This is a genomic window from Amycolatopsis sp. cmx-4-54 (assembly GCF_046548895.1).
In the GTDB taxonomy this organism is placed as follows: Bacteria; Actinomycetota; Actinomycetes; order Mycobacteriales; family Pseudonocardiaceae; genus Amycolatopsis.
The window spans coordinates 319,603-343,338 of sequence record NZ_JAEBEJ010000010.1 but is presented as its reverse complement, the minus strand read 5'-3'; the positions used below and the strand labels follow the sequence as shown (position 1 = coordinate 343,338).

General features: G+C 68.5%; 26 protein-coding genes. 14 read left to right on the top strand and 12 right to left on the bottom strand.

What is annotated here, in order from left to right; translation table 11 throughout:
- Positions 1 to 7: 7 nt before the first annotated feature.
- Genes ACLJQ7_RS30855 through ACLJQ7_RS30845 form a run of 3 tightly spaced genes read left to right on the top strand, consistent with a single transcriptional unit; the run spans position 8 to position 1,825 of the window.
- Positions 8 to 757 carry a GntR family transcriptional regulator gene (locus tag ACLJQ7_RS30855; protein ID WP_410651658.1) on the top strand — a complete coding sequence of 250 codons (750 nt, stop codon included), beginning with the start codon at positions 8 to 10 and terminating at the stop codon, positions 755 to 757.
- A complete protein-coding gene (locus ACLJQ7_RS30850; RefSeq protein ID WP_410651657.1) occupies positions 754 to 1,605 on the top strand; it encodes a phosphoribosylaminoimidazolesuccinocarboxamide synthase in 852 nt (283 codons plus the stop codon). The genes ACLJQ7_RS30855 and ACLJQ7_RS30850 overlap by 4 nt, the downstream gene beginning before the upstream one ends.
- The gene (locus ACLJQ7_RS30845) at positions 1,598 to 1,825 is read left to right on the top strand and encodes a hypothetical protein (protein WP_034321469.1); all 228 of its coding nucleotides are present in this window, start codon (positions 1,598 to 1,600) and stop codon (positions 1,823 to 1,825) included. The genes ACLJQ7_RS30850 and ACLJQ7_RS30845 overlap by 8 nt, the downstream gene beginning before the upstream one ends.
- A gap of 63 nt (positions 1,826 to 1,888) precedes the next feature.
- Here ACLJQ7_RS30845 and ACLJQ7_RS30840 read toward each other — a convergent pair whose 3' ends face one another.
- Both ACLJQ7_RS30840 and ACLJQ7_RS30835 read right to left on the bottom strand, forming a co-directional pair.
- Positions 1,889 to 2,878 (bottom strand): aldo/keto reductase family protein, encoded by a 990-nt coding sequence (locus ACLJQ7_RS30840; protein ID WP_410651656.1) that lies wholly within the window; start codon positions 2,876 to 2,878, stop codon positions 1,889 to 1,891.
- 120 nt (positions 2,879 to 2,998) lie between these two features.
- Positions 2,999 to 3,655 carry a DUF3043 domain-containing protein gene (locus tag ACLJQ7_RS30835; protein ID WP_410651655.1) on the bottom strand — a complete coding sequence of 219 codons (657 nt, stop codon included), beginning with the start codon at positions 3,653 to 3,655 and terminating at the stop codon, positions 2,999 to 3,001.
- A 143-nt stretch (positions 3,656 to 3,798) separates the two neighbouring features.
- On the opposite strand from ACLJQ7_RS30835, the gene ACLJQ7_RS30830 reads away from it, so the two are divergent.
- Positions 3,799 to 4,176, top strand: coding sequence for a HesB/IscA family protein (locus tag ACLJQ7_RS30830; protein WP_005164197.1), 378 nt, complete (start codon positions 3,799 to 3,801; stop codon positions 4,174 to 4,176).
- A gap of 72 nt (positions 4,177 to 4,248) precedes the next feature.
- Here the strand turns inward: ACLJQ7_RS30830 and ACLJQ7_RS30825 are convergent, their stop codons facing one another.
- Positions 4,249 to 4,437 carry a hypothetical protein gene (locus ACLJQ7_RS30825; protein WP_101609500.1) on the bottom strand — a complete coding sequence of 63 codons (189 nt, stop codon included), beginning with the start codon at positions 4,435 to 4,437 and terminating at the stop codon, positions 4,249 to 4,251.
- A 141-nt stretch (positions 4,438 to 4,578) separates the two neighbouring features.
- On the opposite strand from ACLJQ7_RS30825, the gene ACLJQ7_RS30820 reads away from it, so the two are divergent.
- Positions 4,579 to 5,568, top strand: a complete 990-nt coding sequence (locus ACLJQ7_RS30820; RefSeq protein ID WP_410651654.1) for a carbohydrate kinase family protein — start codon at positions 4,579 to 4,581, stop codon at positions 5,566 to 5,568.
- Between the two features lie 59 nt (positions 5,569 to 5,627).
- Here the strand turns inward: ACLJQ7_RS30820 and ACLJQ7_RS30815 are convergent, their stop codons facing one another.
- A complete protein-coding gene (locus ACLJQ7_RS30815) occupies positions 5,628 to 6,281 on the bottom strand; it encodes an alpha/beta fold hydrolase (RefSeq protein ID WP_410651653.1) in 654 nt (217 codons plus the stop codon).
- A 56-nt stretch (positions 6,282 to 6,337) separates the two neighbouring features.
- A complete protein-coding gene (gene asnB, locus ACLJQ7_RS30810; protein ID WP_410651652.1) occupies positions 6,338 to 8,272 on the bottom strand; it encodes an asparagine synthase (glutamine-hydrolyzing) in 1,935 nt (644 codons plus the stop codon).
- A 193-nt stretch (positions 8,273 to 8,465) separates the two neighbouring features.
- On the opposite strand from asnB, the gene ACLJQ7_RS30805 reads away from it, so the two are divergent.
- Positions 8,466 to 9,404, top strand: a complete 939-nt coding sequence (locus ACLJQ7_RS30805) for a cytochrome c oxidase subunit II (RefSeq protein WP_410651651.1) — start codon at positions 8,466 to 8,468, stop codon at positions 9,402 to 9,404.
- A gap of 40 nt (positions 9,405 to 9,444) precedes the next feature.
- Entirely contained in the window at positions 9,445 to 9,864 is a 420-nt protein-coding gene (locus tag ACLJQ7_RS30800; RefSeq protein ID WP_400848864.1) for a cytochrome c oxidase subunit 4, read from the top strand.
- 64 nt (positions 9,865 to 9,928) lie between these two features.
- Here ACLJQ7_RS30800 and ACLJQ7_RS30795 read toward each other — a convergent pair whose 3' ends face one another.
- Positions 9,929 to 10,804, bottom strand: coding sequence for a DMT family transporter (locus ACLJQ7_RS30795; protein ID WP_410651650.1), 876 nt, complete (start codon positions 10,802 to 10,804; stop codon positions 9,929 to 9,931).
- Between the two features lie 82 nt (positions 10,805 to 10,886).
- Here ACLJQ7_RS30795 and ACLJQ7_RS30790 point away from each other — a divergent pair, with 82 nt between their 5' ends.
- On the top strand, positions 10,887 to 11,849 hold the full coding sequence (locus tag ACLJQ7_RS30790; RefSeq protein ID WP_410651649.1) for a GlxA family transcriptional regulator: 963 nt from the start codon (positions 10,887 to 10,889) through the stop codon (positions 11,847 to 11,849).
- Here the strand turns inward: ACLJQ7_RS30790 and ACLJQ7_RS30785 are convergent.
- Positions 11,822 to 12,241, bottom strand: coding sequence for a cupin domain-containing protein (locus ACLJQ7_RS30785; RefSeq protein ID WP_410651648.1), 420 nt, complete (start codon positions 12,239 to 12,241; stop codon positions 11,822 to 11,824). The two genes, ACLJQ7_RS30790 and ACLJQ7_RS30785, sit on opposite strands and share 28 nt — an antisense overlap.
- 52 nt (positions 12,242 to 12,293) lie before the next feature.
- On the opposite strand from ACLJQ7_RS30785, the gene ACLJQ7_RS30780 reads away from it, so the two are divergent.
- A complete protein-coding gene (locus tag ACLJQ7_RS30780) occupies positions 12,294 to 13,259 on the top strand; it encodes a helix-turn-helix domain-containing protein (protein WP_410651647.1) in 966 nt (321 codons plus the stop codon).
- Positions 13,260 to 13,355: 96 nt separating this feature from the next.
- On the opposite strand, the gene trpD is transcribed toward ACLJQ7_RS30780, so the two are convergent.
- The 3 genes from trpD to ACLJQ7_RS30765 form a co-directional block, all read right to left on the bottom strand.
- On the bottom strand, positions 13,356 to 14,381 hold the full coding sequence (gene trpD / locus ACLJQ7_RS30775) for an anthranilate phosphoribosyltransferase (protein WP_410651698.1): 1,026 nt from the start codon (positions 14,379 to 14,381) through the stop codon (positions 13,356 to 13,358).
- A gap of 179 nt (positions 14,382 to 14,560) precedes the next feature.
- A complete protein-coding gene (locus ACLJQ7_RS30770) occupies positions 14,561 to 14,971 on the bottom strand; it encodes a hypothetical protein (protein ID WP_410651697.1) in 411 nt (136 codons plus the stop codon).
- Positions 14,972 to 15,032: 61 nt separating this feature from the next.
- On the bottom strand, positions 15,033 to 15,449 hold the full coding sequence (locus tag ACLJQ7_RS30765; RefSeq protein WP_410651646.1) for a hypothetical protein: 417 nt from the start codon (positions 15,447 to 15,449) through the stop codon (positions 15,033 to 15,035).
- A 95-nt stretch (positions 15,450 to 15,544) separates the two neighbouring features.
- On the opposite strand from ACLJQ7_RS30765, the gene ACLJQ7_RS30760 reads away from it, so the two are divergent.
- Genes ACLJQ7_RS30760 through ACLJQ7_RS30745 form a run of 4 tightly spaced genes read left to right on the top strand, consistent with a single transcriptional unit; the run spans position 15,545 to position 19,836 of the window.
- Positions 15,545 to 16,168 (top strand): heme-copper oxidase subunit III, encoded by a 624-nt coding sequence (locus ACLJQ7_RS30760; RefSeq protein WP_409495809.1) that lies wholly within the window; start codon positions 15,545 to 15,547, stop codon positions 16,166 to 16,168.
- A 55-nt stretch (positions 16,169 to 16,223) separates the two neighbouring features.
- Positions 16,224 to 17,042, top strand: coding sequence for a c-type cytochrome (locus ACLJQ7_RS30755; protein WP_410651645.1), 819 nt, complete (start codon positions 16,224 to 16,226; stop codon positions 17,040 to 17,042).
- Complete coding sequence (locus ACLJQ7_RS30750) at positions 17,039 to 18,172, top strand: ubiquinol-cytochrome c reductase iron-sulfur subunit (RefSeq protein ID WP_410651644.1); 1,134 nt, start codon at positions 17,039 to 17,041, stop codon at positions 18,170 to 18,172. Before ACLJQ7_RS30755 ends, ACLJQ7_RS30750 begins: the two co-directional genes overlap by 4 nt.
- On the top strand, positions 18,169 to 19,836 hold the full coding sequence (locus ACLJQ7_RS30745) for a cytochrome b (protein ID WP_410651643.1): 1,668 nt from the start codon (positions 18,169 to 18,171) through the stop codon (positions 19,834 to 19,836). Before ACLJQ7_RS30750 ends, ACLJQ7_RS30745 begins: the two co-directional genes overlap by 4 nt.
- 179 nt (positions 19,837 to 20,015) lie before the next feature.
- On the opposite strand, the gene ACLJQ7_RS30740 is transcribed toward ACLJQ7_RS30745, so the two are convergent.
- Both ACLJQ7_RS30740 and ACLJQ7_RS30735 read right to left on the bottom strand, forming a co-directional pair.
- Positions 20,016 to 20,300: an Lrp/AsnC family transcriptional regulator gene (locus tag ACLJQ7_RS30740; RefSeq protein WP_005154220.1), complete on the bottom strand. Its 285-nt coding sequence runs from the start codon at positions 20,298 to 20,300 to the stop codon at positions 20,016 to 20,018.
- 203 nt (positions 20,301 to 20,503) lie between these two features.
- On the bottom strand, positions 20,504 to 22,225 hold the full coding sequence (locus ACLJQ7_RS30735) for a DEDD exonuclease domain-containing protein (RefSeq protein WP_410651642.1): 1,722 nt from the start codon (positions 22,223 to 22,225) through the stop codon (positions 20,504 to 20,506).
- Positions 22,226 to 22,310: 85 nt separating this feature from the next.
- Here ACLJQ7_RS30735 and ACLJQ7_RS30730 point away from each other — a divergent pair, with 85 nt between their 5' ends.
- Entirely contained in the window at positions 22,311 to 23,699 is a 1,389-nt protein-coding gene (locus ACLJQ7_RS30730) for an NYN domain-containing protein (RefSeq protein ID WP_410651641.1), read from the top strand.
- Positions 23,700 to 23,736: the final 37 nt, after the last annotated feature.

Below are 23,736 nucleotides of genomic sequence, written 5' to 3'. Positions count from 1 at the left end.
AGTCACCTTGCCCGCCGTCGATCGACCCGAACCGCCGTATCTGCAGATCGCGGGAAGCATTCGCGACGACATCGTTTCGGGCAGGCTCAAGGAAGGCGACGCGGTCCCGTCCGCGCGTGAGATCGCCAGGAACTGGAACGTCGCGATGGCGACGGCGATGAAGGTGCTTTCGACGCTCCGCGCCGAAGGTCTGGTCCGCGCGGTACGCGGAATCGGGACAGTGGTGCAGACCAGGACGCTGCACCGCTCCGCGCGCGATCGGACGATCTCGATCGCGCGCACCGGCAAGGTCTATCCACCGGGCCACTACGCGAAAATCCGCGAAGCAGGCCTCCTGCCCGCACCGGACCGGGTGGCGGGCGCGCTCGGAATCGATGAAGGTACTCCGGTGATCCGTCGGCGACGGACCACGTATGCGGGCGAAGGCCGGCCGGTGTCGACGTCGGTCTCGTGGTTCGACGGCGCCGTCGCGGCGAAGGCTCCTCTGCTCTTCGAGCCGGTGCGGATCGTCGAAGGCACGGTCAAATACGTGGCGGACCGGACAGGTCGTGTTCTGGCGTCGACCCATTCTCAGCACGCCGCGGGGCTGGCGGGTGCCGAGGAGGCGGCGGAACTCGGCGTGGCCGAAGGTTCGGCGATTCTGTTGAGTCGCAACAGGTTTCTGTCCAACGAGGGTGACGTACTCGAGTACGGCGAATCGGCGGCGTTACCGGACCACTGGATTTTTTACGAATACGACATCGAGGACGGGGCATGAAGCACATTCACGCGGGTAAGGTCCGGGACCTTTACGAAATCGACGGCGACATTCTGCTCGTCGCCTCGGATCGCGTTTCGGTCTACGACGTCTCGCTGCCTACCCCGATCCCGGACAAGGGCGCGCTGCTGAACCAGCTTTCCGCCTGGTGGTTCGAAAAGATGGCCGACGTGGTGCCGAACCACGTCATCTCCACGACGGATGTCCCCGCCGAATTCGCCGGCCGCGCGACGCGGTGCAAACCGCTGAAGATGATCCAGGTCGAATGCATCGCGCGCGGCTACCTCACCGGTCTCGGAATGCGTGAATACCAGCGCGACGGCAAGGTTTCCGGCGTCGAACTGCCCGCCGGTCTCGTCGAGGCGGACAAGCTGCCCGAGCCGATCTTCACGCCCACCACGAAGATCTCCGACACCGGCCACGACGAGTTCATGACCTTCGCCGACGTCGTGAACGAGATCGGCCGGGAGACCGCGGACCGTCTCCGCGATCTGACGCTCGAGGTCTACACCAAGGGCGCGGAGCACGCGGCGAAGAACGGCATCATCATCGCCGACACCAAGATCGAATTCGGGTTCGACGCCGACGGTGTGCTGACGCTCGGGGACGAGGTGCTCACGTCGGACTCGTCGCGGTTCTGGCCCGCCGACGAGTACGAGCCGGGCCGGACCCAGCACGCGTTCGACAAGCAGTTCGTCCGCGACTGGTCCACGACCACCGGCTGGGACAAGACGCCGCCCGGCCCGGCCATCCCGGACGAAATCGTCGAGGCGACCCGCAAGCGCTACACCGAGGTCTACGAAAGGATCACCGGGAAGACCTGGATTCCCGGTGGTGGCCATGCCTGAACAGCAGGTCTACGACCCGTACCGGTTGATCGACGACGTCGAGGGCCTGCTGATCCAGCGGGGCCACCGGCCGGAGCGGCTCGACGGCCGGACCGGCGACCGGGTCGCCGGCGCGAGCAGGTTGCTGCGGGGTCTGGGCATCGATCCCTTGCGCGCGCCCGGTGACGCCCTCGACCTGGACGGTCAGATCGCGTACCACTCCCGCGTGCACGGCGACTGACGGCGCATTCAATCGACTAAACGCGGGAAAAGCGTCCGCGTTTAGTCGATTGAATGCGGGGGATCAGGGCGAGCGGGTCAGCGTCGGGTCGGTCTCGGTGACGCCGTCGAGAGCCTCGTCGATCGCGGCGAGCAGATCCGCGTCCAGCTTCACGCCTGCCGCCTTCACGTTCTCGTGCACCTGCTCCGGCCGCGAGGCGCCGATGATCGCCGAGGCGACGTTCGGGTTCTGCAGCACCCACGCCACGGACAGCTGGGCCATCGTCAGGCCCGCCTTGTCCGCGATCGGCTGCAGCCGCTGGACGCGTTCGAGGACGTCGTCGTTGAGGAAGCGGGCGACCATGTTGGCGCCGCCCTTCTCGTCGGTCGCGCGGGAGCCCTCGGGGAGCGGCTGACCGGGCTTGTACTTGCCGGTGAGCACGCCCTGCGCGATCGGCGACCAGACGATCTGGCTGAGTCCCTCGCGTTCGGAGGCCGGGACGACCTGCGCCTCGATGACCCGCCACAGGGCGTTGTACTGCGGCTGGTTCGAGATGAGGGGCACCTTCAGCTCGCGGGCGATCGCCGCGCCCTGGGTGATCTGCTCGGCGGTCCACTCGGAGACGCCGACGTAGAGCACCTTGCCCTGGCGGACGAGGTCGGCGAAGGCGAGGAACGTCTCTTCGAGCGGGACGGTCCGGTCGAACCGGTGCGCCTGGTAGAGGTCGACGTAGTCGGTGCCGAGGCGCTTCAGCGAAGCGTTCGCCGACTCCATGATGTGCTTGCGGCCGAGACCCTGGTCGTTCGGGCCCTTGGGGCCGGTCGGCCAGTAGACCTTGGTGAAGATCTCCAGGCTCTCGCGGCGCAGGCCCTTCAGGCCGCGGCCGAGCACCGATTCGGCGGCCGTGTTGGCGTAGACATCCGCGGTGTCGAACGTGGTGACGCCGACGTCGAGCGCCGCCTTAATGCAGGCCTGGGCCTGGTCCTCTTCCACCTGGGACCCGTGGGTGAGCCAGTTGCCGTACGAGATCTCACTGACATTGAGGCCGCTGCGGCCCAGTCGTCGAAACTCCATGAACGCGACTCTACCCCAGGCCGTTAGCCACGCTAACGACCCGGGTTTCCCCTGCTCAGTGCTGGTCGGTGAACCCGCGGCCGCGATCGGCGCACGTCACCTATGGCGCCCCGCCGCTGCTCAGATCTTGTCGCCGGGCTTCACCCGCGGCTTGGGGACCCGCAGCTTGCGGATCTGGCTCGCGCGGATGAAGGAGTACCAGCCGACGGACGTGCCCTTGACCGTCTCGTTCGGGAACTTCAGGCGGACCATCTTCGCGATCCGGCGCCCGCTGAGGAAACCCTCGACGATCATGCCGAGCAGCATCACGGTGCACAGCAGCGTCGCGTACCGCTGGACCTCGGGGTACGGCAGGATCAGCGCGACGAACACGAGGATCGCCAGCGGCATGAACAGGCCGAGCAGGTTGCGCCGCGAGTCGACCAGGTCACGGATGTACGCCTTGACCGGGCCGCGGTCACGGGGGAGCAGGTACTTGTCCTCGCCCGCCATCATCCGCTCACGGCGTTCCTTGGCGGCGTTGCGCTGCTTCAGCTTGTACTCCGGGTCGGCCTTCGCGGACTTCCGGAGTTCCTTGTTGCGCTTCATCGCCTCCCGCATGGTGGTCGGCGGGGGCGCCACCGGGCCGCGGCGCTTGGCCTCGGCCTCACGCCGCTTGGGCGTGGCCTTACCCTTTCCGGGCGTGTACGCCTTGGCCTGGACCTCGACGGCCTCGTCGCCGGGGGTCTCGGTGTCCGTCGTGGCGGAGTCTGTGGTGCTACGGCGCAGGAACCTCACCCCACCAGGGTAGTCGCGGTCGTCACGGTGCCACGCACCAGGCCGAGCGATATGTCACCATGGTGGGGAACAGATCGGGACTCCGACGTGTTGGACCATGTGCAAGACGAGTACCCGCAGCGAGTTCGACCAGAGGGAGAACCATGACGACCGCTGAGCAGGCAGCCGCAGCTCAGGCCGAAACCGCCGAGGAGACCCACGGCGTCACGTTGACCGACGCCGCCGCCGTCAAGGCCAAGGCCCTGCTCGAGCAGGAGGGCCGCGACGACATGCACCTGCGCATCGCCGTCCAGCCCGGTGGGTGCGCGGGCCTGCGCTACCAGCTGTTCTTCGACGAGCGCACGCTCGACGGTGACCTGTTCCGTGACTTCGACGGCCTTCGCGTCGCCGTCGACCGGATGAGCGCGCCGTACGTGTCGAGCGCCGTGATCGACTTCGTCGACTCGATCGAGAAGCAGGGCTTCACGATCGACAACCCCAACGCGACCGGCAGCTGCGCCTGCGGCGACAGCTTCCACTGATCCGCGTCGAGGCATGAAGAAGGGCCGCGAACCTCACCCAGGTCGCGGCCCTTCTTCGTGCCCGGAACGGGATCAGACGTAGGCGTCCAGATCGGCGACCTGGGCGAGGCACCGCTCGTCCACGGTCCAGGGCGGAGCGATCTGCCGGGGCAGTGGCAGATTCTCGGCCTGGAGAGACGACGGGATGCCGGCACAGTCGGCGATGAGTTCGCCGATCGATTCCGGTTCGAGGTGATACGCGGAAGTGGTCACGAACGACAAGCTAATGACTCGTGTTCGAGTAGGACACCACTACCAACCGGTAGTGTCGATGGCCGTGCCCGAAGCAACCCGTATGGGGCATGACCTGCGGGTAACTTAGCCGTCCTCGCTTCGGCGGGGCCGACCGACCAAGGAGAACCGGTGGCAGACAACGCCAGGATCGCGGTATCCGGCAGTATCGCAACCGACCACCTCATGCACTTCCCAGGCAGGTTCGCCGAGCAGCTCGTCGCCGAGCAGCTGCACCGGGTGTCCCTGAGCTTCCTGGCCGACGACCTCGTGGTCCGGCGTGGCGGGATCGGCGCGAACATCGCCTTCGGGCTCGGTGTGCTGGGCAAGCGTCCGATCCTGGTGGGCGCCGTGGGTTCCGACTTCGCCGACTACCGGTCTTGGCTCGAGCGGCACGGCGTCGACACCGCCGGGGTGCTGATCTCCGAGGTCGCGCACACCGCCCGCTTCGTCTGCACCACCGACGAGGACCTCTGCCAGATCGCCACCTTCTACGCCGGCGCGATGGCGGAATCCCGCAACATCGAACTGGAGCCGGTCGCCGCGCACGCCGGTGCGCTGTCACTCGTGCTGATCAGCCCGGACGACCCCGAGGGCATGGTCCGGCACGCCGAGGAGTGCCGCCAGCGTGGCTACCCCTTCGCGGTCGACCCCTCGCAGCAGCTGGCCCGGATGGACGGCGAGCAGGTGCGCGCCTTCGTCGAGGGCGCGAAGTACCTGTTCAGCAACGACTACGAGTGGGAACTGCTGCTGCAGAAGACCGGCTGGACCGAGGCCGACGTCCTCGACCGGGTCGGCATGCGGATCACCACGCTCGGGGAGAAGGGCGTCGAGATCGTCGGCAAGGACGGCCTCGCGCTGCAGATCGGCGCCGTCCCGGAGCGCGGCAAGGTCGACCCGACCGGCGTCGGCGACGGCTTCCGCGCCGGGTTCATCGCCGGTATCGACGGCGGGCTCGGCCTGGAGCGTTCGGCGCAGCTGGGCTCGCTGATCGCCGTGCTGGTGCTGGAGACCGTGGGTACGCAGGAATGGTCCTTCGACCGTGCCGACGTGCTGGGCCGCCTCAAGGAGGCTTTCGGGCCGGAGTCCGCCGAGGAGATCGCGGCGATCCTGCCCGCTTGAGACTGAGTAATAGCGCGTGAAGGCCCCCTTCCCTCGGCTCAGCCGAGGGAAGGGGGCCTTCACGCACGGTGGGTCAGGATGGCTGCGACCTCGGCGGGCCGCGAAACGTGCGGGCAGTGCCCGGCGTCGATCTCGATCGCGGTGACGCCGAGCCGTTCCCGGGCGGCCCGGCGCAGCCACTCCGGTTTCAGCGTGCGGTCGCGCGTGGGGACGATCACCGTCGACGGGATCTCCGGCGCGGTCCCGGCTGGATGCGTCGCGAGCACCGCTGGGTTGAACAGCCGCAGGCTCTCCAGCGCCGGCCGCTCGGTCTCGGGATCGCAGTCGTGGAAGAGGAACTCCGACGCTTGCGCGGGATCGGCCGTCGGGTCGACGCCGATCCAGTCGGGTTCGAGCACGGCCGGTGCCTCGTCGCGCAGGCTCCGGCCGCCGTCGAAGTCGGGGATGTAGGCGGCGACCCACACCATGGCCCGCGCGTCGAGCGCTTCGGCGATCGCGGGAAGCAGAACTCCGGACCCGGAATGGGCCACGACGACCGGCCGCCCGCCGTCGTACTGTTCCCGCACGTGCTGCGCGTAGCCCTCGATCGGCAGATCCACCGGGGTCAGCAGGTCCACGGCGATCGCGTGGTGCCCGGCGGTGGTGAGCAGCTTGGCCACGCGGTCCCAGCCCGCCGGGCTCTGCGTCGTGCCGTGCACGAGGACGAAGTCCATCGCACCATGCTGGCCTCCACCGCATCCAGGGTGAAGGCCGGCCGCACGAGTCGTGACTAGAGCTTCACCGGGTAGACGGGTTCCGGCACCTCGGGCTTGATGCGGTTCTCGACGAAGATGCCGTGCCACAGCATGAACACCAGCAGCGCCCACAGCTGACGGCTGCGGTCGAGCTGCCCGGCCTTGTGCTCTTCGAGCAGCGCCAAGACGGCCTTCTTGTCGAGCAGCGCGTCGGTCTGCGAGTCCGAGATGATGCCCTTCGCCCAGTCGTACATCTCGTTGCGCAGCCACAGCCGGATCGGCACCGGGAAGCCCAGCTTTCGCCGGTTCAGCACGTGTCCCGGGATGATCTTCGCCAGCGCCTGGCGCAGCGCGTACTTCGTGGTGCCGTGCGCGAGCTTCTGGTCGAGCGGGATGGTCGACGCGACCTTGAACACCTCGGCGTCGAGGAACGGCACGCGCAGTTCCAGCGAGTTCGCCATGGTCACCTTGTCGGCCTTGACCAGGATGTCGCCGCGCAGCCAGGTGAAGAGGTCGACGTGCTGCATCCGCGCGACCGGGTCCCAGTCCTCGGAGATCTTGTACCAAGGCGCGGTGACGTCCTTGAAGCCGATGCCGTCCTCGTACGTGCGCAGCACCTTGCGGAGCTGGTCGTCGCGGAAGTTGCGCGCGTTGCCGTAGTAGCGGTCCTCCAGCGGCAGCGCCCCGCGCCGCAGCAGGTCCTTGCCGCGGGTGCCTTCCGGGATCTTCGTGGAGACCTTGCCGATGATCTTCCGCATCCCGCCGGGGATCTTCTCGAACGGCGCCAGCGAGATCGGCTCGTTGTAGATCGTGTAGCCGCAGAAGAGCTCGTCGGCGCCTTCTCCGGACAGCACCGCCTTGACGTGCTTACGCGCTTCGCGGGCGATGAACCACAGCGGCACGAGCGCCGGGTCCGCCACCGGGTCGTCGAGGTACCAGACGATGAGCGGCAGCGCCTCCATCATCTCGTCCGCCGACACCGTGCGGACCACGTGCTTGACGCCGATCGCGGCGGCCGATTCGGCGGCGACGTCGACCTCGGAGTAGCCCTCGCGCTCGAACCCGGTGGTGAACGCGATCAGGTTCGGGTTGTGCTCCTTGGCCAGCGTCGCGGTCGCGGTCGAGTCGATGCCGCCGGAAAGGAACGCGCCGACCGTGACGTCCGGGTCGGAGATCATGTGCTTGCCGACCGAGTCGCGCATCACATCGGCGATGCGCTCGTACAGTTCGTCGGCCTCGGCCTGGCTGTTGACCGGCTTCGCGTTGAACTGCGGGTGGAAGTAGCGGGTGAACTCGACGTCACCGCCGGGGACCACCCGGAACGACGTGCCGGACTCGACGCGGCGGACGCCGGTGTGCATCGACTCGGGCTCCGGCACGTACTGCAGCACCAGGTAGTGCTGCAGGGCCGTCTTGTCCAGCTCGTCCTCGACGCCGAGCACGCTCGAAAGCTCCAGCAGGCTCTTCTTCTCACTCGAGAAGGCGACCTTGCCGGGGCCGGCGGAGTAGAACAGCGGCTTGATGCCGAACGGGTCGCGCGCGCCGAAGACGACCTTCTCCTGGGAGTCCCAGATCATGAAGGCGAACATCCCGCGCAGTTTCTTCACCGCGTCGTCGCCGAGGTAGTGGTACGCCGCGACGATCGCCTCGCCGTCACCCTCTGTGGCGAATTTCGCACCGTGTTCGGCGGCCAGTTCGTCGCGCAGCTCTTTGTAGTTGTAGATCTCGCCGTTGAAGTTCAGCGTGTAGCGCTCGGGGGCCTCCGGCGGACCCCAGATCAGCGGCTGGTGGGCGTGGTCGACGTCGATGAAGGCCAGCCGGTTGAACCCGTAGACGACCTCGGCGTCGGCCCAGGTGTCGTGCTCGTCGGGGCCCCGGTGCCGCTGGCAGCGCATGGCCGCGTCGACGGCGTCACGGGCGCTCGCCGCGTCGGCTTCGGTCGAACAGATCAGTCCAAGCAGGCCGCACACGTCTAGTTCACACACCTCTTGTTGGCCGAGCGGGGGAGAAGGGCCCAGTATGCCGGTGGGTGCGTACACCCGGATGTGGTGGGGGATACGCGTGTTGGGGTTACCCCTTAGTCAGCGCGGCGCCGCAACTCGGCTAGGCTCCGGCTGTCACAAAGATCGGTCGAGGAGGCTCTGGGTGAAAGGGCAAGGCGCAGTGGGAAATCCAGAGCGCATCCCGGTTAAGCGGGCTGGTCGCGTCGCAGCGCTCGCCGCGCTGGTGATGCTGACCGCGACGGGCTGTTCCGGGGACGAGATCCTTCGCTTCGGCTGGCCGGTCGGGGTGACCCCGCAGGCGCACGACATGCGCACCCTGTGGACGTGGACGGTCGTCGCCGCGCTGGTCGTCGGTGTCATCGTCTGGGCGCTGATCTTCTGGACCGCGATCTTCCACCGCAAGAAGAAGACCGCAGACGGCGCGGAAGAGGAACTGCCGCGTCAGTTCCAGTACAACATCCCGCTGGAGATCTTCACGGTCGTCGTCCCGACGATCATGGTCTGCGTGCTGTTCTTCTTCACCGCGACCACCGAGAACCGCGTGCTCGCCGAGACGGAGAACCCGGACGTCACGGTCGACATCGTCGCGTTCCAGTGGAACTGGGAGTTCAAGTACAAGAGCGACTCCAAGAACCACGACGACCCCGAGATCACCACGGTCGGCAGTTCGACCGAGATCCCGCTGCTCGTCCTGCCGACGAACAAGACGATCCAGTACAACCTGCGGTCGGCCGACGTCATCCACTCGTTCTGGGTGCCTGAGTTCCACTTCAAGCGGGACGTCATGCCGGACCCGGAGAAGAACAACCAGGACTTCACCTTCCAGAACTCGATCGACAAGGAAGGTTCGTTCGTCGGCCGCTGCGCCGAACTGTGCGGCACCTACCACTCGGGGATGAACTTCGAGGTCAGGGCGCTCTCGCCGGACAAGTACGCGCAGTACATCCAGCTCCGCGGCACGGTGAACCCGAAGAGCGGCAAGCCGAACACGGCCTCAGAGGCGCTGACGGCGATGAACTGCGGCGACCTGTGCTCGCCCTACGCCGTCACCACCACCCCGTTCAACACCGACCGCACCGCGCGGGTCGCGTCCAACTGACCCGGCTGTTCGAGCCCGAAACAGGAGTGAGGCAACGTCCATGAAGGTCGAAGGACGGATTTTCTTCCTCGTCGCGGTCTTCTCCGTCGTCGTGGCGGGTATCTACGCGTACATGACCGGAACGATGACCCGGGACGGCGTCGAGCCGGTCGGGGTGGTGGCCCTGATCCTCACCGGTGGCCTGGCCTTCCTGGCCGGAAGCTACCTGCAGTTCGTGGCGCGGCGCATCGAGCCGCGCCCGGAGGACCGGGAAGACGCCGAGATCAGCGACGGTGCCGGTGAGCTGGGCTTCTTCAGCCCGGGCAGCTACTGGCCGATCGGTCTCGCGGCGGCCGCCGCGCTGACCGGCGTCGCGCTCGCGTTCTTCCACATCTGGCTGCTGATCATCGCGCTGGGCCTGGTCATCGTCGCCATCGGCGGGCTGGTGTTCGAGTACCACACGGGTCCGAACCACGACTGACGTTTGACGCCGGAAGCGGCGCCTTGGTCTCCGGACCGAGGCGCCGCTTTTCGCATTCAGAGGACTAGACGCGGGCAGGCCGGCGGGTCTCCGTGCGTTTCGGGGCCAGGGCGGCCGCCAGGACGGCCAGCATGCCGAGGCCCTCCGGCCACGTCGGACGGTGCCCGTAGGCGAGGACGTCCACCACCACCGCGACCACCGGATAGACGTAGGACAGCAGCGCCACCGTCGTGGTCGGCAGCTTCCCGATGCTCGCGTACATCAGGACGTACATCAGCGCGGTGTGCACGGTCCCGAGCAGGACCAGCCACAGCAGCCCCGAGGTGTCCGTGGGCAGCGGCGTGACGAGGAGGGCGGGTGCGAGCACGATCGTGCCGGTCACCAGCTGGACGGCGGCCAGAACGTGCGGGCGGAGGTGTTTGAGCTGCTTCGCGACGAAGGAAGCACCGGCGTACAGCGCGGCCGCGCCGAGAGCGAGCGCGATCCCCTCCAGGCGCACGGGTTTCCCGTCGGCGCCGTGCGCGGACAGCGAGATGAGCGTCACCCCGCCGAACGCGATCAGTGCCCGGATCAGCTGGCTCTTCGCCATCTTCTCGCCGAGAAACGCCGCCGCGAGACCGACCAGCATCAGCGGCTGGGTGTGGTAGACGACGGTGCTGACCCCGATCGAGGACAGTGTGTACGAGGCGAACAGCAGGACCCAGTTCCCGACCAGGAACAGTCCGCCGAGGACGGCGAGCAGCAGGTCGCGGCGGCTGAGCGTCCACGGGCGGAGCCAGCCCCGGGCAGCACTCCACACCAAAAGCAGCAGGCCGCCGACGAGGCTCCTCGCGAACGCCACGGCGGGTGCTTCGGCGCCGCTTTCGAGAACGACGGCACCGATCGTGCCGGAGAGTGCCATCGCGGCGGTCCACTGCAGCACGGGGTTGTTCTTGTTCATGGCGACCACTTTCGCCCTCGCGCCCGCGTCCGAACAGTGTCAGAGATGACATCGACCGCAAAACTTGTGACACACTGCGCCGATGGATGTGAAGAAGGTCGCGGTGGTGCTCGCCGATCAGGTCTCGCCGTTCGAACTCGGCGTCGCGTGCGAGGTTTTCGGCACCGATCGCAGCGCCGACGGCATCGAGGGCTGGGAGTTCGCGGTGTGCTCGCCCGGCGGCGAGAACGTCCTGAGCTGGTCCGGTTTCGGGCTCGACGGGCTGGAGAGCCTGGACTTCGCGGCATCCGCCGACTTGCTGATCGTCCCGACCTGCGCGCCGCGCAGCGCGTGCCCACCGGAGCCGGTGCTCGAAGTCCTGCGTGACGCGGCGAGCCGCGGCGCCTGGGTCGCGGGCTTCTGCGCGGGTGTCTTCTCGCTCGGGTACGCGGGGCTCCTCGACGGGCGCAACTGCACCGTGCACTGGGTCTACGAGCGGGAGTTCCGGTCGCGCTTCCCGACGGCGAAGGTCGATCCGAAGGCGTTGTACGTCGACGACGGCGGTGTCCTCACCAGCGCGGGGACCGTCGCCGCCGTCGACCTGTGCCTGCATCTGGTGCGGGAGCTGCGAGGCGTCGCGGCGGCCACCGCGCTGGCCAGGCGGATGGTCGCGGCGCCGCACCGGGTCGGCGGGCAGGCGCAGTTCGTGCAGGCGCCGGTGCCCGAGACCGCCGCGCCGGACGACACGGTGCTCGCCGAAGCGCTCGAATGGATCGAGCGGCGCTTGGACCGGCCCTTCACCGTCGCGGAGCTCGCCCGGCGCAGCGGGTTGGGGGAGCGCACGTTCCTGCGCCGGTTCTCGGCGGCCACCGGGACGACGCCGCACCGGTGGCTCACCGAACGCCGCCTCGACCGCGCGCAATCACTGCTCGAAGAAGGTCGTCTGTCCATTGAGGACATAGCAGTCGCCTGCGGTTACGCCTCCGCGGCTGCGCTGCGGCATCAGTTCGGCAAGCTGCGCGGGACCAGTCCGAGTGCTTATCGCAGGACGTTTTCCGTTGGTTGAACGGAGATATCGTGTCCGACGGTGACGTCGACGTACTCGGGAACCTCCTCGTGCGCGTCCCCGACCGTGAGCGTTCCCGTCGGCTCGAAGAGCAACAAGGACGCACCGTCCACTGAGGACGGTTTGTGATACGTCCCGCGCGGGACGACGAACATCGAGCCGCGCGGGAGCGTGACGACCCGTTCGCCGCCGTCCTCGCGCAGCGCGATGTCCAGGGTGCCGTCGAGGACGAGGAAGAACTCGTCGGTGTTCTCGTGGACGTGCCAGACGTGCTCGCCCGCGACCTTGGCGAGGCGGACGTCGTAGTCGTTGACGTGGGCGACGATCCGCGGGCTCCAGATCTCGTCGAAACCGGCCAGCGCGGTCCCCAGATCGATCGGTTGCTTGCTCATGATCCGATCCTGACCGCTGGACCGCCGGAGCGGTGAGTGCTAGGAATCGCATATGTCGCATGATTCCTCGCACGAGGTCGCCGTCCTGGTCGACGAAGGATCGAACCCGTTCGAAATGGGCGTCGCGACCGAGCTCTTCGGCCTGCGGCGGCCGGAACTGGGCAGGCCCTGGTACGGCTTCACCCTGTGCGCCGCGGAGCCGTCCGTGCGCATGCACCTGGGCATGTTCACGCTCACCGGGGTCGCCGGGCTCGAAGCCGTCGAGGCCGCGGACACGGTGATCGTGCCCAACCGGCCCGATCCGGAGAACCCGGCCGGGGAAGAGGTGCTGGCGGCCATCCGTGCCGCGGCCGCGCGGGGCGCCCGGCTGGTGAGCTTCTGCACCGGCGCCTTCACCCTCGCGCAGGCCGGAGTCCTGGACGGACGGCGCGCGACGACCCACTGGAAGTGGGCAGGGCTCTTCCGCGAGCAGTATCCCGAGGTGCTGCTGGAGCCGGACGTCCTCTTCGTCGACGACGGCGACGTCCTGACCGCGGCGGGCAGCGCGGCCGCGCTCGATCTGGGGCTGCACCTGATCAGCCGGGACCACGGCGCCGAGATCGCGAACGCGGTGAGCAGGCGGCTGGTGTTCGCCGGGCACCGCGACGGCGGGCAACGGCAGTTCGTCGAGCGTCCGCTGCCGCCGGTGCCGGACACGTCGCTGGCGCCGGTGCTCGCCTGGGCACGTGAACGGCTGGACCGCCCGCTCACCGTCGCCGACCTCGCCGCGCGGGCGGCGGCCAGCCAGGCGACGCTGCACCGGCGGTTCCGCGCCGAACTGGGGACGACGCCGCTGGCGTGGCTCACCACGGAGCGGATCGCGCTGGCGTGCCGGCTGATCGAGCGCGGGGAGCAACGGCTGGACCGGGTGGCGCGGGCTTCGGGATTCGGTACCGCCGCGAACCTGCGTACGCAGCTGCGGCGGGCTACGGGACTGACGCCTACGGCTTACCGGGCGCGGTTCAGTACCGCCTCGTGACCGGTCGCCAATGCTATGAAAGGTCCTTTCCTTGCAAATTTTGCAAGGAAAGGACCTTTCATAGCGCTCTCTTGAGGGCCAAGCGGCCGTGAGTGGTCAGGCGAAGGCGATCCACCGGTTCAGCAGGTCGGCCGCCGCACCGGAATCGATGGCCGAGGCCGCCCGCGCGAGCCCGGCCGCCAAGTCGTCTTCCAGCGATCCCGAGAATCCGGTGAAAGCCGCCAGCGCGGCGGCCGAGTTGAGCAGCACCGCGTCCCGTACCGGCCCGGTCTTCCCGGCCATCACCTGACGGAACACCTCGGCGTTGTGCGCCGCGTCGCCGCCGCGCAGGTCCTCCGCGGTCACCCGGGGAATGTCCAGCGACGCGGGATCGAAGCTCCGCTCGGTGATCTCGCCGCCGGAGACTACCCACACCGAACTCGTGGTCGTGGTGGTGATCTCGTCCAGCCCGTCGTCGCCGCGCACGAGCAACACGGTCGTGCCGCGCCGCGCGAACACCTCGGCCAGCACACGGGTCTTGTCCTCGTACGCGCAGCCGATCAGCGAACTGCGCGGCTGCGCCGGGTTGGTCAGGGGGCCGAGCAGGTTGAACGTCGTCGGCACGCCCAATTCGCCGCGGGTCGGGCCGGCGTGACGGAGGGCGGGGTGGAACTTCGGCGCGAAGCAGAAGCCGATGCCCAATTCGTTGACGCTGCGCTGGACCATCTCGGGCGGCAGGTCGATGGTGACGCCCAGCTCCTCCAGTACGTCGGCCGCGCCGGACTTCGACGACGCGCTCCGGTTGCCGTGCTTGGCCACCGGGGCGCCTGCCGCGGCCGTCACCACCGTGGCCATGGTGGAGATGTTGACCGAATTGGACCGGTCGCCGCCGGTGCCGACGATGTCCACCGACGGCCCGTCGATCGTCACCCGCCTGGCGTGCGCCAGCATGGCGTCGGCCATGCCGGAGATCTCCGCCGGAGTCTCACCCTTGGCGCGCAGCGCGACGGCGAACCCGGCGATCTGGGAGGGCGTCGCCGCCCCGCTCATGATCTGGTCCATCGCCCACGCGGTGTCCTCCTCGGACAGATCCGCGCGCGCGATGAGCTGATTGAGCAGGGACGGCCAGGTTTTAGTGGTCATCATCGGAAGTCCTCCGGGGGTCTCGACGGCCCGGCTTCCCGCTGGACGCACGGGCCGCGAGAGCCGAGTACAGCGCCGGTACGTGGACCTCGTGGCCGCACGTCCAGCGGAACCCTGGATCCGCCGAATACCCCCGAAGCACTTCCGATGGTGACCACTTCGCGGCCGAGCCCATCGGCTCAGCCGTGCACGGCCGGCACCCGCCGGGCGCGCAGCACGTCGGCGACGGTTTCGGCGGCGGTCAGCGGGTCGAGCGGGTGGACCAGCACCGCGTCGGCCTGCGACCAGGTCGCGAGCCAGCGGTCGTCCTTGCGCCGCACCGAGACGATGATCGGCGGGCAGTCCTCGATCTCGTTCTTCAGCTGACGGGTCAGCCCGATGCCGCCGGTCGGCTGCGCCTCGCCGTCGAGGATGGCCAGGTCCACGTTGCCCGCGTCCATCTCGACGAGGACCTCGGAGATGCCGGACGCCTCGGTGTAGTCCACCCGGCCGAGGTCGGCGGCGGGCCTGCGGCCGACGGCGTTGATGATCGCCTCGCGCACCTCCGCCTTGTGGCTGAACACCAGGATCCGCATCGCCTGCTCGCCCATGAGCGCGCCTCCGCCTCGTCTAGTCATGTCGACCCCGCGATGTTATCCGCCATGACCGACATCACGTGGACGCACCCGACGGCTGGAGCGCGTCCCAGCCCAGCGAATCGCCGCCGAGCCGCTGCGCGAGGCCCGCCATCCGTGACCGTTCCTGCGCGCAGTGCAGCGCGTCGAGGGTCTGGACCCGTACCGCGTGCGCGAGGGCGAAGTCGCCGTCCGGTCCCTGTTCTCGCAGCTCCCAGCCGTCCTGAGCGAGGATCGAGGCCGCCTCTTCCACCTTTTCGGGCGGCAGCTTCAAGTGATGGCGCAGGATCGCGGGCGCACCGGCGACCCAAGCGGGTGATCTCGCCAACGCCGAAGAATCCGCCTCGGCGGGATCGAAGGCCTCCACGACGACCTCCACGCCGGGCGTGTCGACCGTCAGGCCGGGGAGTTTCGGCTTCTTGACCAGGTCACGAAGCCGATCTAGTAAACCCATGAGTAGCCCTGTTCCCACTTTCGTTCAGATGTGACCCGACACGCATGCGACTTGCCGTGGACCCACCCGGCGGGCCCCGTGCGTGAGAGGACATAATGCGACGCGTGACAACGGCAGCTCCCACCATCAGCCAGCGGGTCCACTCGCTGAACCGGCCGAACATGGTCAGTGTCGGCACCATCGTGTGGCTGTCCAGCGAACTGATGTTCTTCGCCGGACTGTTCGCCATGTTCTTCACCGTGAAGGCGCAGAACGCGTCCGGCCAATGGCCGCCGCCGCTGCACGGTGAGCCCTTCCACCTGAACATCGCGCTGGCGATCCCGTTCACCGTGATCCTCGTGGCGTCGTCGTTCACCTGCCAGTTCGGCGTGTTCGCCGCCGAAAAGGGTGACGTGTTCGGCCTTCGCCGCTGGTACATCATCACGTTGATCATGGGCGCGATCTTCGTCGGCGGTCAGGGTTACGAGTACATCAACCTGATTCACGAGGGGCTGACCATCCCGTCCGGCGCGTACGGAACGGTCTTCTACCTCGCGACCGGGTTCCACGGCTTGCACGTCATCGGCGGGCTCGTCGCTTTCGTGTACTTGCTCATCCGCACCAAGCTGAGCAAGTTCACCCCGGCTCAGGCCACCTCGGCGATCGTCGTGTCGTACTACTGGCACTTCGTCGACATCGTGTGGGTGGGCCTGTTCGCGGTGATCTACATCCTTCCGTGAACGAAGCCGCCACCACGACCTATCGGCCTGAACTGACAGCAAGGGTTGCCGCAAGATGACCTCCAGCAAGAACAACACGGAGCGCCGCTTCCGCAAGCGGTCAAAGGCTCGCAGGCGGTTCGCCGGCGCGCTGGCGCTCGGGATCGCGCTGCTGAGCGTGGGCGGGTTGTACGCCGTTTTCGCCCCGGAGCCGCAGACCGCGCAGGCGCAGGGCGAATCCGCCCTCCTGCGTGAGGGCGAGAAGCTCTACAACAACACGTGTATCGAATGTCACGGGCCGAAGCTCGAAGGTGTCACCGACCGTGGCCCGAGCCTCATCGGCATCGGCGACGCGGCCGTGTACTTCCAGACCTCCACCGGCCGCATGCCCGCGGTGCGGCAGGAAGCCCAGGCGCAGCGGAAGCCGCCGAAGCTGACCGAGGCCGAGATCAACGCGCTCGGCGCCTACATCCAGGCCAACGGCGGCGGCGTGCAGCGTCCCGCCGAGAAGGGTGACGCGCTGCGCGGCGAGGACGTCGCGCGCGGCAGCGAACTCTTCCGCCTCAACTGCGCCTCCTGCCACGGCTTCACCGGCCGCGGCGGCGCGCTCTCCTCGGGCAAGTTCGCCCCGAACCTGGACCCGGCCACGGAAGAGCAGATCTACACCGCGATGCTCACCGGGCCGCAGAACATGCCCAAGTTCTCCGACCGGCAGCTCTCGCCGGAGGAGAAGAAGGACATCATCGCGTTCGTGAAATCCGTTAGTGACGGGAAGAACTCCCCTGGCGGTAGCTCGCTCGGCGGTCTCGGCCCGGCTTCGGAGGGTGCGATCGCGTGGATCGTCGGGATCGCCGCGCTGATCGGCGTGACGTTGTGGATTGGATCGAAGGCATGAGCGCCGAAGGGCCGAAGCCGCCGACAGAGGCGGAGTTGGCGGACATGGATCGCGACCAGCTGGTCAAGCTGGGTACCGCGCTCGACGGGGTCGAGATCATCGAATACCCGACGCCTTGGCCGGTCGAGGGGACGAAGGCGGAGAAGCGCGCCGAGCGCGCCGTCGCCCTCTGGTTCGTGCTGGCCGCGCTATCCGGCCTCGCGTTCGTGGTCCTCCTCGCGTGGCCGCACTGGTTCGAGTACAAGGAGCCGGGCAAGACCGGCTACACCATGTACACGCTGTACACGCCGCTGCTCGGTGTCACGCTCGGCGTGGCCGTGCTCGCGATCGGTGTCGGCGCCGTCCTCTACACCAAGAAGTTCATCCCGGCCGAGGTCGCGGTCCAGGAGCGCGGGGACGGCGGTTCCAAGGAGGTCGACAAGGCCACCATCCTCGCCCAGCTCGCCGACTCGGGCAGCCGCAGCACCATCGCGCGCCGCTCGATGATCAAGCGGTCCGCGGGTGCCGGAGCCGGTGTGCTCGGCCTCGCCGTCGCGGCGCTGCCGGTCGCGTCCTTCATCAAGGACCCGTGGAAGGACACCGAGAACCGCGACTCGCTGTGGCACTCGGGCTGGAAGAAGAACTTCCCGGACGAGAAGGTCTACCTGCGCCGCAACACCGGCCGTCCGCACGAGATCTCCCTGGTCAAGGCCGAGGACCTCGACGCGGGCGCGATGGAGACGGTGTTCCCGTACCGCGAGTCCGAGAAGGACGACGAGCACGCGCTGTCGGCCGCCTTCAAACGCGTCGACAACCCGGTCATGCTGATCCGTCTCCGCCCGACCGACGCCGCCAAGGTCGTCAAGCGTCAGGGCCAGGAGGACTACAACTTCGGCGACTACTACGCGTACACGAAGATCTGCAGCCACGTGGGCTGCCCGACCTCTCTGTACGAGCAGCGGACCAACCGCATCCTCTGCCCCTGTCACCAGTCGCAGTTCGACGCGCTCCACTACGCCAAGCCGATTTTCGGGCCGGCGACGAGGCCGTTGGCCCAGCTTCCGATTACAGTGGACTCTGAGGGCTACCTGATCGCGCGCGGAGACTTCAACGAGGCCGTCGGACCGGCCTTTTGGGAGCGTAAGTCATGAGTTCACTCACCACCCCGACGAAGGGGACGAACCCGGTCGAGAAGGCCGCGGGCGCTGGTGCGAAGTGGGCCGACGACCGGTATCACCTGGCCAAGGGTATGCGGCACCAGCTGAACAAGGTGTTCCCGACGCACTGGTCGTTCCTGCTCGGCGAGATCGCGCTTTACAGCTTCATCATCTTGTTGCTGTCGGGTGTGTATCTCACGCTGTTCTTCGACCCCTCCATGGAGGAGGTCGTCTACAACGGCAGCTACACCGGTCTGCAGGGCGTCGAGATGTCGCGGGCCTTCGCGACCACGCTGGACATCTCGTTCGACGTCCGCGGTGGTCTGTTCGTGCGTCAGCTGCATCACTGGGCCGCGCTGATCTTCGTGGCCTCGATGATGGTGCACATGTTCCGGATCTTCTTCACCGGTGCGTTCCGGCGTCCGCGTGAGGCGAACTGGGTCATCGGTGCGCTGCTGCTGGTTTTGGGCATGTTCGAGGGCTTCTTCGGCTATTCGCTGCCGGACGACCTGCTCTCCGGTACCGGTATCCGCGCGACCCTGTCGGGCATCGTGCTCTCCGTGCCGGTCATGGGCACGTGGCTCCACTGGGCGCTGTTCGGCGGGGAGTTCCCGGGCAACGAGATCATCCCGCGCCTGTACACGATCCACATCCTGCTGCTGCCGGGCATCATGCTCGGTCTGGTGGCCGCGCACCTCGCGCTGGTCTGGTACCAGAAGCACACGCAGTTCCCGGGCGTGCGCCGCAAGGAGACCAACGTCGTCGGTGTCCGCATCATGCCGGTCTTCGCGCTCAAGGGCGGTGCGTTCTTCGCACTGGTCACCGGCGTCATCGCGCTGATGTCGGGCCTGTTCCAGATCAACCCGATCTGGAACATCGGCCCGTACAACGCCGCGCAGGTGTCGGCCGGTTCGCAGCCGGACTGGTACATGGCCTGGGCCGACGGCATGCTGCGGATCTGGCCCGCGTGGGAGCTCTACCTCGGGAACTACACGGTTCCGGCGGTGTTCTTCCCCGGCGCCATCGGGATGCCGCTGCTGATCGGGTTGCTGCTGATGTATCCCTGGATCGAGCGAAAGCTGTCCAAGGACACCGCGCACCACAACCTGCTGCAGCGTCCGCGCGACGTCCCGGTGCGGACCTCGCTGGGCATCATGGCCCTGACGTTCTTCGCGGTCATCATGCTGTCGGGCTTCAACGACATCATCGCGTTCGCCTTCGACATCTCGCTGAACGCGACGACGTGGGCGGGCCGGATCGGTGTGCTGCTGGCACCGCCGATCGCGTACTACATCACCTACCGGATCTGTCTCGGCCTTCAGCGGGCCGACCGCGAGGTACTGGAGCACGGTGTCGAGACCGGCATCATCAAGCGTCTGCCGCACGGTGAGTTCATCGAGATCCACCAGCCGCTCGGCCCGGTGGACGACCACGGCCACCCGATCCCGCTCGAGTACCAGGGCGCGTCGGTGCCGAAGAAGATGAACAAGCTCGGCTCGGCGGGGCACGCCGTCGCCGGTTCGACCTGGTCCCCGGACCCGGTCGAGGAGACGATCGCGCTGGAGCGCGCCCGGGCAGGCGGGCACGGCAACGGCAAGGTCGACGACATCGGTGGCGAGCCCTCTCAGGACCGCAAGGAGATCACCTCCGGGCACTGACCCGGGAGACACGCGTGAAGGCCCCCTTCCCTCGGCTGAGCCGAGGGAAGGGGGCCTTCACGCGCTTCAGGGCTAAACAGGTCCGGAGGGCGGCTCCGAATGCTATGAAAGGTCCTTTCCTTGCAAAATTTGCAAGGAAAGGACCTTTCATAGCATTCGCTTCAGGACAAGAAGAAGGCTCAGGCGCCTTCGACGCCGATGTCGAACGCGGACTCGCTGTCGGCCTTCGAGTACGACCGGAAGGCGATATGCGTGACCGTGCTCAGCACACCGGGGACCTTGCCGATCTTCGCCGGGATCAGATCCGCGAGGTCTTCGTGGGCCGCGACGCGGACCGAAGCGATCAGGTCGACGTCGCCCGCGCAGGAGTAGACCTCGCGGACGCCTTCGATGTCCGCGATCGCCTGTGCCGCTTCGGGGATTGCATCGGCTTCGACCTGGATCAGCACGATCGCCGTGATCAAAGGGTCCTCCTGTGTTCGTTGTCGCGCGCTGACGGGAACGCGCCGAAGGAGCGCAGTCAGCAGTCCGGCTAACTCGACCAGGCAGGGCGCCCCTTCATCGCGTTTCCGTGGGCCTTCGGCCCGAAAGAGGCGCGCGAGGTGAAGTCTCCGTCGGGCGCGGGGCGCCCTTGGGGAGACCGCATCGGTCCCGCCAAGGGAAGATCCTAGCCCGCCACCCGTTCCAGCGCCGTCGCGCTCGCCGCCAGGTCGAGCCACTCCTGCCAGCCGCCCGCGACGGCGGCGGGCTCCGCCCAGGGATGCGTCGTGCGCACGAGCCGGACGCCCGGGCGGGTCAGCCAGCGCAGGAGGATGCCGATCTCCTCCGGGATCGCGCCGAAGAGCGGGCCGGGCCCCGGGATCACCGTCTCCGCCGAGGCCACGAGCATCTCGACGACCGGCATCGGCGGCACCCCGCGCCGCGCGACCCCCGCCGACGCGAGCCTGCCGTGCCGGATCACCGCCAGTTCCCAGCCGCCGTTGCCGTCCGGCCCGGCGGCGATCAGTTCCGGGATGCCGGCGAGCGCCGATTGCCGGTGCGCACGGCCGACCGCCCGGATCAACCCGGCCAGCTGATCTCGATGCTGGGCGGCCTGTTCGTAGTGCTCCGCCGCGGAGAGCCGGGCCAGCTGATCGGCGGCTGCCCGCAGCGGACCTCCGTCCGTCCCGGCGATGAGCCCGGACACCGCCAGCACGCTCGGCCGGTACGCCTCGACCGTCTGCTTCCCGGCGCACGGCGCGCCGCAGCGCCCGAGCTCGGCGAGGACGCAGGGTGTCCCGTTCGGCGCGGTGGCCGAGATGCGCTGGGTGCACGTCCGCAGGCCCGAGGCGCCGGCGAGGGTGTCCGCGGCGGACCGGGCGTCGGTCTGGGTGCGGAAGGGCCCCAGCATCCCGTCTCGCGGCATGCGGACCACCGACAGGCGGGGGAACGCCTCCTCGGTCAGCGCGACCCACCACGCGTGCCGTGGGTTCTTGGAACGGCGGTTGTACATCGGGCGGTGGGCGGCGATCAGCCGCAGCTCCCGGACGGCGGCCTCCAGCGCGTGCGCGCATTCGACCGCGTCGACCCGTTCGGCGAGCGCGACCATCTCCCGGATCCGCCCGCGGCTCTCCGAACCGGTGAAGTACTGCCGGACCCGGCGGCGCAGATCGGACGACGTCCCGACGTAGAGGACCTCGTCGCTCGGGCCGCGGAACAGGTAGACGCCGGGCCTCGACGGCAGGTGCTCGGCCAGCGAGCGTTTGCGGCGCTGGGCGGCGGTCACCTCGGGCAGGTAGTCCAGGAGCTCCTCGAGGGTGTGGACGCCGAGGTTGCCCACCCGTTCGAGCAGGGCGTGCAGGACGTCGACGGTGGCGCGCGCGTCGGCGAGCGCGCGGTGGTTGGGGGTCGTGCGCGCGCCGAACAACGCGGCCAGCGCGGAAAGCCGGTAGCTGGGCGTCTCGTCGCGGGAGATGACCCGGCGGGCGAGCCGGACCGTGCAGACGACGGCCGTCTTGGGCCAGTGGTAGCCGTGGCCTTCGCAGGCCGCGCGCATGAAGCCGGTGTCGAAGGCGGCGTTGTGCGCGACGAGCACGGTACCGGAGATGAACTCGAGGAACGCGGGCAGCACGCGCTCGATCCGGGGAGCGTCGTAGACCATCGCGCCGGTGATACCGGTGAGCTCGACGATCTGCGGCGGGATCGGCATCCCCGGATTGACGAAGGTGGCGAACTCGCCGACGATCTCGCCGGCGCGGACCTTGACCGCCCCGATCTCGGTGATCCCGTCCGGACCGGGTTTCGTCCCTGTCGTCTCCAGGTCGAATACGACGAAAGTGATGTCCCGCAAAGGAGTTCCCAGCTCGTCGAAGGCGAGTTGCGCCGCGCCGGGCCGCCGTCCGCTGTCCATGGTCGGGCACAGTAGGGCCGGGCACCGACAATCCCGGGGCGTCCCATCGAGCGCGCCCCGAGGGCATGGGGCCTACGCTGGAGCGATGCAACCGCAGCCCGCAGTGCCCGAATCGCCCGAGGACGCCACCGGCGGCCCCTCGGGTGTCGTGGCGTCGGCGGGTGCGCAGGAGACCTCCGAGGAGGTGCCCGCCGAAGGCTGGACGTCCTTGCCGGAAACCGTACGCGAGCGGATCGCCGAGCTGGCGGCCGCCGCCGTCGGCAAACTGCCGTCCGCCGACGTGCCGAGGCAGCTGCGCCCGGTCGCGAAGTTCGCCCCGGCGAAACGGGCGAAACTCGGCGGGACGGCGTTGCTCGCCGCGCTGGGGGAGTCCTCGCAGTTCCGGGTCGCGGTCACCGAATGGCTGCGCGACCACCGCAAGGACGCCCTCGACCCGAACGCCGCCGATTCCGTCGCCGCCGCGGCCGCCGCCGTGCTCCTCGGCGAGGCGGGAGCGGCCGGACGGGTCCGGCTGGTGGCGAAGAACGCCGAAGAGACGGCGTTGCGCGCCGAACGCGACGCCGCGCTGGCCCGCAACCAGCGGCTTGAGGCCGAACTGGCCCAGCTGCGCGAAGAGTTGCGCGAGGCCAAGGAGACCGCCAGCGGTGCGCGGGGAGAACGCGACGCCGAGGTCGAGAAGCTGCTGAAGCGTTTGCGGGAACAGGGTGTCCAACTTCGCCAGGCGAAGGACGCCGTCGTCGAGGCTCACGCTCAGCTGGAAAGCGGAGGCGCTGAGAGCGCTGAGGAGATCAAGGCGCTGAAGGCTCAGCTGGCCCGTGAGAGGCAGCGTGTCGCGGCAGAGCGGGCGCGGGCGGAGAAGGCCGTCACGGACGCCGAGGTCGCCCGTCAGTCCGCCCGCGAGGCGCGTCAGGCCGACGAGGTCAGGCTCGGGCTGCTGCTGGACACGATCGAAGGCGCCGTCGGCGGGCTGCGCCGGGAACTTTCGGTGAGCGCGCGGGGGCAGCGGCCGGCGGACATGGTCCGCGGCGCGACGTCGGGTATCGGGGCCGGCGGCAAGATCCAGGACGTCACCGGGCTCGACCGGCATCTCGCGTTGCCCAACGTGCATCTGATCGTCGACGGCTACAACGTCACGAAGACCGGATATCCGGAGCTGGCGTTGTCCGACCAGCGCGACCGGCTGATCCACCAGCTCTCCGCGCTCGCCGCGCGGACTTCGGCCGAAGTCACGGTGGTGTTCGACGGCGCCGGTGTGCTCTCCGTGCCCGCCGCGGTGCCGCGCGGGGTGCGGGTGCTGTTCTCCGAACGCGGTGTCCTCGCGGACGACGTCATCCGGTCCCTGGTCGCGGCGGAGCCGCCCGGGCGGCCGATGGTGGTGGCGAGCACGGACCGGGCGGTGGCGGACTCGGTGCGGCGCAAGGGTGCGCACCCGGTGCCGTCCGCGGTGCTGGTGTCGCGGCTCAGCCGGGTGTGATCGCCGGGCTCCTGCCGGAAGCGTTGCGAAAGCCACT